The sequence below is a fragment of the Pseudomonas sp. WAC2 genome, assembly GCF_030403525.1.
GTDB lineage: Bacteria > Pseudomonadota > Gammaproteobacteria > Pseudomonadales > Pseudomonadaceae > Chryseomonas > Chryseomonas luteola.
In genome coordinates this window covers 28,619-38,937 of record NZ_JAUEPD010000014.1, presented here as the reverse complement: position 1 = coordinate 38,937, position 10,319 = coordinate 28,619, and the positions used below count along the sequence as shown (strand labels likewise).

Annotated in this window: 11 protein-coding genes and 1 pseudogene; 2 read left to right on the top strand and 10 right to left on the bottom strand. The window is 49.1% G+C overall.

What is annotated here, in order from left to right; genetic code table 11:
- Positions 1-120: 120 nt before the first annotated feature.
- From QWJ10_RS22895 to QWJ10_RS22880, 4 genes are all read right to left on the bottom strand, one after another.
- Complete coding sequence (locus tag QWJ10_RS22895; RefSeq protein WP_289929807.1) at positions 121-549, bottom strand: hypothetical protein; 429 nt, start codon at positions 547-549, stop codon at positions 121-123.
- Between the two features lie 233 nt (positions 550-782).
- Complete coding sequence (locus QWJ10_RS22890) at positions 783-1,739, bottom strand: helix-turn-helix domain-containing protein (protein WP_289929806.1); 957 nt, start codon at positions 1,737-1,739, stop codon at positions 783-785.
- Between the two features lie 65 nt (positions 1,740-1,804).
- On the bottom strand, positions 1,805-2,212 hold the full coding sequence (locus tag QWJ10_RS22885; protein WP_286788137.1) for an ester cyclase: 408 nt from the start codon (positions 2,210-2,212) through the stop codon (positions 1,805-1,807).
- Positions 2,213-2,240: 28 nt separating this feature from the next.
- Positions 2,241-3,011, bottom strand: a complete 771-nt coding sequence (locus tag QWJ10_RS22880) for an MBL fold metallo-hydrolase (protein ID WP_286788136.1) — start codon at positions 3,009-3,011, stop codon at positions 2,241-2,243.
- 456 nt (positions 3,012-3,467) lie between these two features.
- Here QWJ10_RS22880 and QWJ10_RS23235 point away from each other — a divergent pair.
- Together QWJ10_RS23235 and QWJ10_RS22870 are read left to right on the top strand one after the other, a co-directional pair.
- Positions 3,468-3,878, top strand: a pseudogene (locus tag QWJ10_RS23235) (restriction endonuclease); the annotation flags it as partial.
- A 1,043-nt stretch (positions 3,879-4,921) separates the two neighbouring features.
- On the top strand, positions 4,922-5,743 hold the full coding sequence (locus QWJ10_RS22870) for a GIY-YIG nuclease family protein (protein ID WP_289929804.1): 822 nt from the start codon (positions 4,922-4,924) through the stop codon (positions 5,741-5,743).
- Positions 5,744-6,140: 397 nt separating this feature from the next.
- Here the strand turns inward: QWJ10_RS22870 and QWJ10_RS22865 are convergent, their stop codons facing one another.
- The 6 genes from QWJ10_RS22865 to QWJ10_RS22840 form a co-directional block, all read right to left on the bottom strand.
- Positions 6,141-6,488 (bottom strand): SMI1/KNR4 family protein, encoded by a 348-nt coding sequence (locus QWJ10_RS22865; protein WP_289929803.1) that lies wholly within the window; start codon positions 6,486-6,488, stop codon positions 6,141-6,143.
- Between the two features lie 523 nt (positions 6,489-7,011).
- Positions 7,012-7,389, bottom strand: a complete 378-nt coding sequence (locus QWJ10_RS22860; protein ID WP_289929802.1) for a hypothetical protein — start codon at positions 7,387-7,389, stop codon at positions 7,012-7,014.
- A gap of 86 nt (positions 7,390-7,475) precedes the next feature.
- On the bottom strand, positions 7,476-7,991 hold the full coding sequence (locus QWJ10_RS22855; RefSeq protein WP_289929801.1) for a hypothetical protein: 516 nt from the start codon (positions 7,989-7,991) through the stop codon (positions 7,476-7,478).
- A 53-nt stretch (positions 7,992-8,044) separates the two neighbouring features.
- Entirely contained in the window at positions 8,045-8,524 is a 480-nt protein-coding gene (locus QWJ10_RS22850) for a DUF4375 domain-containing protein (RefSeq protein ID WP_289929800.1), read from the bottom strand.
- Between the two features lie 93 nt (positions 8,525-8,617).
- A complete protein-coding gene (locus tag QWJ10_RS22845) occupies positions 8,618-8,992 on the bottom strand; it encodes a hypothetical protein (protein WP_289929799.1) in 375 nt (124 codons plus the stop codon).
- 88 nt (positions 8,993-9,080) lie between these two features.
- Entirely contained in the window at positions 9,081-9,806 is a 726-nt protein-coding gene (locus QWJ10_RS22840) for a hypothetical protein (protein WP_289929798.1), read from the bottom strand.
- Positions 9,807-10,319 lie beyond the last annotated feature (513 nt).

The following is a 10,319-nucleotide window of genomic DNA, read 5'->3' as shown; positions in this document are numbered from 1 at the left end:
TCAAGGGAAATACGGCCGTTGGCCGGTCCTGCGGACGCGGAACCCCAGCAGAGCCGGGGCCCCCCGCCATTTCCCTTGACGCCACAGCGTTACAAGAATGGTGATTGGCTAGAGCCTTACCTACAGCTTGGTTGGTAGGTCGCTTAAATCTTGCGTCAGATTGGGCTCTACGATGCCGGCATAGATAGATAACAGTCGCCACAGTGCATAAGGCACCTCATCTCCTAAGGTTGTCCATCTACGGACCCTGCTGGGATCTATACCTAGTAGCCGCCCAACTTTGGATGTAGAGAGGTCCATCAGACGCATCATCTCCTTGAGCTCTTCTGAAGTGGGCGCTTTCCAGGTATCAGAATACGGCGCAAATAGCCCCGCTCTACTCAGGCCGACCATTTCCAGCAGGTCAGCTCGGGTAAACGTCCACGTTTCCTCATTCATGCAGATCAGGTTTTCGGCACCCAACCTCCAGGCCTGCCTGCAGGCATCTTTCAGGCCTTCGACCTTGAGGGTTTGCCGGGTGGCGTCAGGAAGTTTTGCTATCGCTTGCATGGGGCTCTTCTACAACTCATGAGACTGCTATTCGAACAGCATCAAGGCTGATAAGTAAATCGGCAGGGAAGGCTTGTGTAGTCGTTAGAGGTAGCGAAAAGGCGGTGTAGCAGTTTAAGTCGTTCTGGCTGCTTATCGCTACACCTGGACGCTGGCTTTCTGGTGTAGTCGCTGGGGTACACCCTAATGATTACACAAAGAAAACTATACCTGTCTTGCATATAGCTATAGTTTTAGGTCAATACGCCTTGGAATGTTTTGCGCCATTCGCTCGGCGTAACACCAAACGTTATCTTGAAATGCTCTCGGAAAGAACTGACTGACTGAAAGCCTACAAGCTCTGCGATAATCTCTACTGAATGACTAGTGGACTCCAGCAGTTCCTGGCTACGTTGCAGGCGTTCAGATACAAGCCAGTCGCCCACTGACATTCCTGTTGCCTTATGGAAATGACGAGTAAAGGTACGACGGCTCATTTTTGTAAAAGCTGCAAGAGCATCGATATCGTGTGGCTTACTTAGGTTTCTTCGCAGGAAATCGAGTAGCCTGTTAATCCGGGCATCCTGAGTGGATTCGGGGATGGGTTGCTCGATGAATTGAGCTTGCCCACCTTCGCGATAAGGAGGAATCACCATGCGGCGGGCCACCTTATTGGCTATTACGCTGCCATAATGCTGACGTACCAAATAGAGACAGCAATCAAGGCCCGCACCCGTACCTGCAGAGGTAATCAGGTTGTCGTCGTCTACATATAAGGCATTGGTATCCAGATGGACTTGAGGGAAGCGTTTGATGAAATCCTGCTCCAGCTCCCAGTGTGTTGATGCTCTACGATCATCTAAAAGGCCTGCATAGGCCAAAACGTAGGTGCCCAAGCATAACCCTACTACCTGTTTACCCTGTCGATGGGCTGACGTCAGCGCGTCCAAAAGTCTTGGATCAGGTTGCTCCGCAGGATCACGCCAGTAGGGAATAATGACGATATCAGCTTCTGGAAGTGTCTCTAGGCCATATAGGGTATCTATGCTCATCCCTTGATCGGATCGGAGTATACCTGGCTCACCTGCACAGAGCTTTAGGTTAAAGAGCTTATGCTCCGGCAGGATGTCTCCGAAGATAATGCACGGAACCGACAGGTGAAAAGGACTAAAGTGGTTGTACACCACCAGGGCAACGGTAGGGATAGACACTGAAACCTCAACTCAAAGGTAAAAGCAGGCCTTTTTTATAGCAACCTGCTGATCACCCTGCTCAATTAACTACCAAGCAATTGTCTTTTGATATCTGCATTATCAAAGTGAGCTCTTTTCTCAATGATTTTCCCGTCAGCGATGCGCAACAACATCATCAGGGACATCCTAAGCCGTTTGCCTGCAGGTGCTACTCCCGCAATCTCCCCACTCTGGATTCCCTCAAATTCCAGATAGGCTGCTACCTGATCACCTTCTGCAACCAAAGCCTTTATCGGCATCCTGAACCCTTTGAAAGCATCAAGATTTTTCTTTTCAGACGCTATGAATCCTTCGGCACCGTAATGAGGCATATCAACCTGAGCGTAGAACACGAAATCTTGGTGACATAGTTCTCTAATGAGATCGTATTGTCCGTTCTGTAGAGCATCATAGAAGCGGCTGACCAGCGCCTTGTTGGCCTCGTTCGACATAGGATATTCCTCTGGTTTATAGGTCATCTTAAAGGGTGCAGGTTTCGCCATCCTCAGGAACCAGCACACGAGAGGTCAGGCCCTTTTCACCGATGAACTGCCGTAGCTCTGCTCTAGACAATGTGCAGTGGTTAATGGCTTCCATATGTGTAGTGAAAATGGTTGAGTGAGGAACAGCTTCGCAGACGTGGCTGACGTCTTCCTTTCCCATGATGATCGAACCAAGGCCTATCACTTGAGCATCACCAGTATTAAGAATGATGACGTCAGGAGAATAGGCTTCAAGGTTCTGAATGACGTATTCATTCCAGACGGTATCGCCAGCCAGATAGAGTGTTTTCTCATCAGGATGCTTAAAGACGACACCGCAGGCATCTCCCAAGATCTCACCAATCTGCTCAAGCGCCTCGTCACTTCCATGCTGACCAAATGTTTTGATAAGAGTGATGTTTTCAAAAGATGTGTTTTCGGTCAGAACACGAACGTTTTTAAACCCGGCATTCCGTATGAGTGCGGCATCCCTTGCGTGCTGAGCAAAGATCAACATGTCCTTGGGAATTAGTTTCTGAGCTGCATCATCCCAGTGGTCAGCATGGGTATGCGTAACAATAACGGCATCGACGTCGAGTAGTGTATCGACCGCTACTGGCAGCTCTACCAATGGGTTGGCTAGATGACTATTAACAGTTCCCTCAAAACCAGGATATGTGCCCTTCCTAGCCAGCATGGGATCAATAAGGATTTTCTTGCCGGCAAACTCTACTGTCAGGGTTGCGTTTCTAATCTGTGTAAGTTTCATTTCCAATCATCCTCTACCTGCTGCGCTTAGTTTTAGCGAAGCGTCAAATGCAAACATCTCTGGACCTGGTAAGTCAGTGATGTGTTTTCAGTAGAGGGATTATCCGCCCGACCTGGTATGCCCATAAGCGGCCCACAGGCCAAATATCAACAGCATTGGGCCAATACGCAGGTGTAGTCGCTGGGGTAGACCCTAATGACAACACATATATAGCTATGACTCTGCCCTGTCTCAAGGCTAAGAGATCAGTACATCGAGCTAATTTTTTGGAAGAAGTATTTGTGCTCTGCAGCGGCCCTCGATAAAAGCTGCTCCTGAGCGTGAATCAGTAAGTGCAATGTCCACGATCCTACAGCAAGCGGGCTCAGGCAATATGAAAAAAGGCCATCAACTTGAGCCAGTCGTATAGCAGCCCTGGTAGAGTACTGACCTCGATTAGGAAAGGACTCCCGATTCATGCCCGCAGTGATCGCTGAAAACGACGTCTCGAACTGGAACGACGAGACGGGTGTCGTCTACCACTTTCCCAAGCGCTACAGTTCGATCCTCAAGCCTGGCACGCAGGTCATCTACTACAAAGGGAAGCTGCTGGACAAAGCCTTTACTGAGCAACGACTCAGCAATCGGCCGCATTACTTCGGGATAGCGCGCATTGGCGCGGTTGAGTCTGACCCCGAAAGCGATAAAGGCGACCTCCTGGCGACCATCGAGGACTTCCAGTTTTTCGCCCATGCAGTCCTAGCTAAGGAAGGAGATATCTACCTCGAGCCTATTCCTCCATCGATGGCGAAAAACTACTGGCGCAACGGCGTACGAGAGATAGACCAGCGCACCCTCAATAGCATCCTAATCCGGGCAACGATCAAGGCCGCGCCGAGTCACGTGAATCGAGACGACCTCATGTTCGAGATTATTACGGATCCGAAGGCTATCGCCGCACTCAACACCAAGTTCGCGAAGATCATGCGCAAAGCGTTTCCGTACAACGAATCACGTGAACTCACGTACCCGTCGGGGCACCACACAGGCGACGACCCTGCGAAGCACTTGAATCATCTGCTATTTGGCGCACCAGGAGCGGTAGATTGGCTGGAGTTGGCTGTACAGTTGAACTTCCCCAACGAGTTGTATAAGAGGTTGTATGCCGGAACTTTTGTTCGTGATAGGGCAGGCGAGATTTTCCTTGCGTATCGAGGAAGACTGACCAAGGGCAAAGCCGGCCTGCGAAAGAATCTCGTACTCGCCCAATTTAGCAATAGCGTGGATGCCCAGGACGGCAACCAGACGAATAGAGTGATCTTGATCGCTGGCCTCGACGAGCCTGACATGATCGATAAGCTCTTTGCCTTCGCCCAAGAGGCACGAGAAGTGGCGACACGGGTTGCCAGCATAAATGCGGAAGCAGACAGCAGCCCTGGAAGCGGCGGCGGAAAGGGCGGCTCAGCGGAGCTCGACTCTATGATGGCCCTATCCGTATATTTCGACGAGTTTTCGGGCAAGAGCAACATAACACCGCCGGCTACTACCGGTAGGCGAGTGGTAGAGCACGGCGCCATCGTTGCTGCTCTTGCCAAGATCTTGGGGAGCGGAGCCAACCTTCAGAAAAACCAGGCAATCGACCTTGCGGCAATCTATGAAAGCAGGACAGATCTCTATGAAGTGAAGACATCCGCCGACACGCAAAGTGTCTATACCGCCGTTGGCCAGCTCCTGATTCATGGCGAGGGGATCAAGACACTGCTGGGGCAACCGGTACGGCGGTTCCTGGTCCTCCCGGAAATGCCTCGACAAGACTTTCTCAAGCCCATCGCCAAAGTTCTCGAAGGTGCAATCATCACTTATCGCAAACATAACTGCAGCTATACCTTTACGGGCCTGTAGTTGTTGCGCCAGTAAAGGATTTTCTTTACATGCTAGAAAAAATACTGGGTTCATTTTTCTCTGACTTTGATCCTAAACATACAAAGATCCATCTGGCGAGCCATAGTGGGGATTCGGACCCTCTTGATGTCTATCTAGATGGCGACTTTGACGACTGGCAATCCTGGCAGACGAAGAGAAACTTCAAGGCAAAGTATCTAATTTCAGTCATTCAGCTCCCCGACCCTAAGAAGTGGTTGTTCGTTGGAGCTTATGATTCGTTAAAAGCGACCCCCATCGACGAGCCAAAGACGAAGTGCAAGTTTCGCTACAGCTATCGCCGGATGGAGGAGTTCAAGGAGATCGAAGGGCGTCTGGTAATCAGCTATCACCGTACCGATAGGTCGCCCTACCGGAAGCTTGAAACCTGTATCGACAAAATGTCTGTTTTTCAGATTCTGCCGGAGCGAGTGTCAATCGGCCCCTTTCCAGGGTTCAAGGCAGTAGAGATTAGCCACCGTGAACTTAGGATCATTGCGAAACAGGGTATCCAGTCTTGGGTATCAGCCCTTTCTAGTGTGGCGGGTGTTTACCTGATCTCTGATCGCCAACATCAGGTGCTTTATGTCGGAAGCGCCACCGGGGAAGGAGGCATCTGGGGGAGGTGGAGCGTGTATGCCAACGGTGGTCATGGTGGAAACGAGCGGCTGAAGGCGCTGAAGGCCGAAAAGGGCTCAAGTTTCACTAACGGCTTTCATTTCTCCATCTTGGAAATCGCAGATAAGCACACTGGCAAGGAACAGATGCTTGAGCGCGAGAATGACTGGAAGCGCAGGTTACTAACTAGAGATAGCGGTCTCAACGGTAATTAAAGGCTAATAGCGAGGGGCTTCTGAAGTGATTCCCTTGAGCGCATCGAACTTGGCCGGCTTGGTTTGTCAGTGGCCGGCGAGGACCTGGTAGTACTCGCGCTTATAGCGGATGCTAGGTGTTGCCATAAGCCATAGCGCTGACTTGTAGCGTCCGTTATTGGCCGATAGCGGTCACTCATCACAAGGGTAGCCCCAAATAACTACTGGGCTGCTACAAAGCGTCTACGCGCAACGGACGTTATGGTAAATATCTAGCGTTAGAGAAAGCCATATCGTAGAAACGGAATGACATGTAATTATCCGTTTCGCTAAAGACGTAGAGCGTTATGTTGGGATTGGCACAATCCTTTGATTTAAAGCGTCGTCGGCTTAGGCTAATTGCGAGGCTCCGCCCAGCTCACAGCGGACAGCCTTCACTAACCCAACTCGGAAGGCTTTCAGCCACAAGATAAAAGTCTTCTGGGGTCATGCTACCGTGGTCTACGATGAAAACGGGCGAGGATGATAACTGGAGACTGATGACGACGGCACGTCCTCCGCTATCGTCTCCGATGGCCAGATATCCAGGACAGTACAGCTGAACCTCGTAGCAATCGTTGCGCTCAATGATTTCGTCTGCAGTGTAGAACCGCACCAGGTCTCCAACGAACTGGCCACCGTGGCTAGCGAGCAAAGCTCGGTATTGATGGGCAAGCGGGACACCGGCCCAAGCCTCAATTGCATCTATGTGTTGGTCAAGAGCCATGTGGAACCTAACGTTTGGTTAAGGGATGGCCTTAGCCCGTCCCAGTGAGCGCAGCGAACGGTTTGAACTATGTGTTAGGCCTTTCAGATGACCCACGGCCCTAGCTCGCCATCAATTAAGATTTGCATGCTCTCAAAGTGATCTGAATTGTCTTTTAGATGTATCTCAATGCCGTTGTCTAGGTAGATAGCGATTGTTCTGTCATCCGGAATTTGGCATCTCACTACGCTGACATTCATGATTTCAAAAAAAGAGATGGAGGCCAAACACCTTCTTGCCAGACACCAATAACTTCACCGCTTTTGACAAGAGTTATGTTTGATTGAACTGCAAAATGGTATTTCCCAAAGCTGAACTGCAGATCGAACTGACCAACCAGTATCTGCGTCGTGATTTCTCCGACCATTCCTGAGAGGTCTAAGTCTTCTGGGATACGATACATAATTGCCTAACGTTTGGTTAAGGGGCGGGCTTTAGGCCGTCCCAGTGAGCGCAGGGAACGGTTTGAACCACTAGTTAGACCTTACACTTCTACATGGATGAACGGAAAATAAGTTCTGAACTCAGTAAGAATCACATGGTTATTATGTAGTGAGTTCAAAGCTCTATCCCTGCTCGGGCCATCAAATACTTTACGATTACGGATATATGCAATTCCGAAAATTGCTTCATCTTCCTGCTTTGTAAAGCTACGACTAGGGCTGAAGCCTATTGATCTGTAGATATGAAAGCGGGGTGCGTCAAAAGTTAATAATTCCGTTATGTAGTCTGGATATGATTCTGCTGACTCCAGAACCATGAAAGCCCACTGCTGCAATTCCTCAGTGTTGATTGCATCATTAAAATAACAATTCACAACAAAGGCGATAGTCGATGAACTCTCGCGTGTAAGTCCATTCATGATCTAGGTCTAACGTTTGGTTAAGGGGCGGGCTTTAGCCAGTCCCAGCGAGCGGAGCGAGCGATTTGAACCATCTGTTAGCAGCCTTATACATCGTGGGTGTTCGAAATGGTTCGATCGTATTTTGATAAAAATTCAGCGAGGCTTATACAAGACTTCCAAAGTTCAGTGATGTAGTTAAACTCTTCATGAAACGGTACTTCAAAGCTTTCTACATCAGTTGCATACTCGCAATTTCTTGAAAGCATATCAAGCCAGCTTGGATATCCAAGATTGTAGTAGATTTTGTCGATAATATCGCTAAGTTCAAATATGCTTAGCTCTTTTTTATAAAATTTCTCGTAAAGCTGTACAATAAACTTTCCTGCCCAATACTCCTCGTTTTGTTTTTCTAGGTCAAGGTGCTTTACTAGTATCTTGCTTGCTAGCTCTTTTGCATCATCTTCGAACGACGACCCTGCCAGGAGGATTATATTCTCATCGTCATTGTCTTCATGATTCAGCAGTCGCTCAAGTGCCCATTGAGAAAGAGCACTCCAATTCGCCCAGCCGAAACGAATTTGAACATAAATGCTGTGGAGGTCTTCGATGGATTTGATCATGATTGCTAACGCTCAGGTTGAGCCGCGGCGAAGCCGTCGGCTCCAACCTGTTGTTAGGCCATTCTCTCTTCTTTAAGTACTTCGGCCGCATGCGCCCGAAGATGTTCTAGGCACGCCTGGTCGACAGCAGAACTAATGCGATAAAACTCTGCATCCGCTGCCTCGAGCTGAGAAGCCAGCTGACCGATTTGGGATGCCACCACCTCAGAACCGAGAAGGATAACATCAGGAAACAGACCAAGGACTTGCTCTAGAAGCCCGCCAAGGTCGGGCAACTTGACCTCCCGAAGCGCAGGGACCACCAATGATGCATAGCGGCCGACTGGATTCAGAAAGAACTGCACGTGCCCGCCATTTTGAACCTCGCCCGCATAGGCAAGGACAAGCTGAACATTGAATTCAGGACGTGAAAGACCGAGAAGCGGAAGATGTTCGTTGGCCCGACTAGACCAGAGTCCTGCCAATTCCGATACGGCAGATACTTGGCCTTCCGCCGACAGCAGGTTCTGAAAGTAGCGCTCGCTGATTCTCATGTCTCTCCGAGGCCTAACGTTTGGTTAAGGGGTGGCGGAACGCCGTCCCGAGCGAGCGAAGCGAGCGGCTTGAACCATTCGTTAGCCGAGCTCTCATGTTTCGCTAGAAATAATATGGATGACTAATTCAAGCGAGCTGTCTGCCAGCAATGGTGGATCGTCTCGACTTGAGTGAGTAAGGGAAAACAGAGCGCCCGGTTGTGTGTCACATGGCATTGATAAGTAGGTGTAGAGGTGGTTTTTTACGGACTCGGAGTAAGTTATGTAAATCTCCGATTCTTTAATTTCTATGGTGGCGAGCTTGCCATGACACTTGGTGTACAGTTTGGAAAACAAGGAGATTGAGCTGTAAAGATCAAAGGATGCTGATGCGCCGTGCCTCCCCTTATGAATTGATCTAGCGACTGCATTGAGCTCAGCTGTCTTGCCGTAAAGATGCAGTTCCTTGTTTTTCAACTCCGCAAACATGATTGCTCTCTGGCTGTGGATCTTAAGGTCTTTGGCGGCTAACGTTTGAGTTCAGCGGACGCCGAAGGTGATCCGCTGGAACGAATTGTTATACGTACTCTTCCCAATACGCTTGTTTCCGAATTGGTAGCATTGATGCATGAGTAATATTTGAGAAGGCTTGAAACATTGGCGTCCCATACACGAGATGCATTTTTGACTTTAACTTTGCTTCTTTTACCAGGCCTTCATAAACACGAACGAATTTATAAGCAAGAGGATGGCCTGTTGCGTCTCCAAGCAACATAAAAAAGTCCTTCTTGGCTTTTTGCGATGTTTGACCAACAACAATGGCGTCAACGTAACTGTAGACAGCTTCTTCATCTCCATACCGGACTTTCTTGCCAACCGAAGCAAGAACTGGGTCTGATCCATGAATGTTGAAATGCATGTCGATTAGACGGCGAAGAATGCTCAAGGCGCTTTTTTCTGACTCCGACCTTAGTCGAAAGAATGCGTCGTCACTTTGAATTCCTTGCATCTCTTTTGAAATGGAGTTGCCTTTAACTTTCAAAGCTTCTAGGCGATAAAGTCGGAACATCTCAAGCAAGGTGAGAGCTACCGCCAACACAAGAAGCCAGATCCCAATAGGGGTAGATGGGTCCGAGATTTTGACTTCAAAGTACTTTTCGATAATTGGGGTCAGAATTGAATTCCACCATGGCGATACTCCTAAAAGCGTTGCTGCCAGCGTAATGATTGCCAAAACAACTTTTGAAACAAAATTGCCTCGATAGATTCGAAACGCCTCAAGAAGAAAGTCTTTCCAACTCATCATGACCTCAATATGTGATCGTACGTATAACGGTTAAGCTAACAGGCGAGCAAAAGCGTAGCTTTTGCGAGTCAAGTGAGCGAAGCGAACGGTGTTGAGCGTATTGTTATACGTCACCTTGCAATTCCCCAATAATTGCGCTGGGTTCACCGCCACTTTGAAGAGATTTCCAGATTTCAACCAACTTCTCTTTATTTGTTGAAAGCCAATTCGACACGTCGGTGTCATATTTTTTTGGCAGGTTGCCCTAGCGACTTGAACCACTTGTTAGGGCGCGCCCCTTTTGCCACGACCTCGCAGATTAACCCACACCAAGATTGCAGAGCCGGCGACGCATATTGATGTTAATCCAACGCCAATTAGAAGCGGGCCGGGCTCGGTACGCAACACTAGCCAACCTCCACTGAGGTTATGGATTACGATCGTGCCGCAGAAATAAGCCGGAACTAGAAGCAGTAAGGCGCAAACCCACCTACAAAAAGCGCTGATGCAGCAAGAGCTGACAGGCAGTAG

Coding starts and splice junctions, on each gene's coding strand:
- QWJ10_RS22895 (WP_289929807.1), bottom strand. CDS start 549: ATGCAAGCGATAGCAAAACTTCCTGACGCCACCCGGCAAACCCTCAAG.
- QWJ10_RS22855 (WP_289929801.1), bottom strand. CDS start 7,991: ATGATCAAATCCATCGAAGACCTCCACAGCATTTATGTTCAAATTCGT.
- QWJ10_RS22885 (WP_286788137.1), bottom strand. CDS start 2,212: ATGTCGAACGAGGCCAACAAGGCGCTGGTCAGCCGCTTCTATGATGCT.
- QWJ10_RS22870 (WP_289929804.1), top strand. CDS start 4,922: ATGCTAGAAAAAATACTGGGTTCATTTTTCTCTGACTTTGATCCTAAA.
- QWJ10_RS22840 (WP_289929798.1), bottom strand. CDS start 9,806: ATGAGTTGGAAAGACTTTCTTCTTGAGGCGTTTCGAATCTATCGAGGC.
- QWJ10_RS22845 (WP_289929799.1), bottom strand. CDS start 8,992: ATGTTTGCGGAGTTGAAAAACAAGGAACTGCATCTTTACGGCAAGACA.
- QWJ10_RS22865 (WP_289929803.1), bottom strand. CDS start 6,488: ATGGCTCTTGACCAACACATAGATGCAATTGAGGCTTGGGCCGGTGTC.
- QWJ10_RS22860 (WP_289929802.1), bottom strand. CDS start 7,389: ATGAATGGACTTACACGCGAGAGTTCATCGACTATCGCCTTTGTTGTG.
- QWJ10_RS22880 (WP_286788136.1), bottom strand. CDS start 3,011: ATGAAACTTACACAGATTAGAAACGCAACCCTGACAGTAGAGTTTGCC.
- QWJ10_RS22850 (WP_289929800.1), bottom strand. CDS start 8,524: ATGAGAATCAGCGAGCGCTACTTTCAGAACCTGCTGTCGGCGGAAGGC.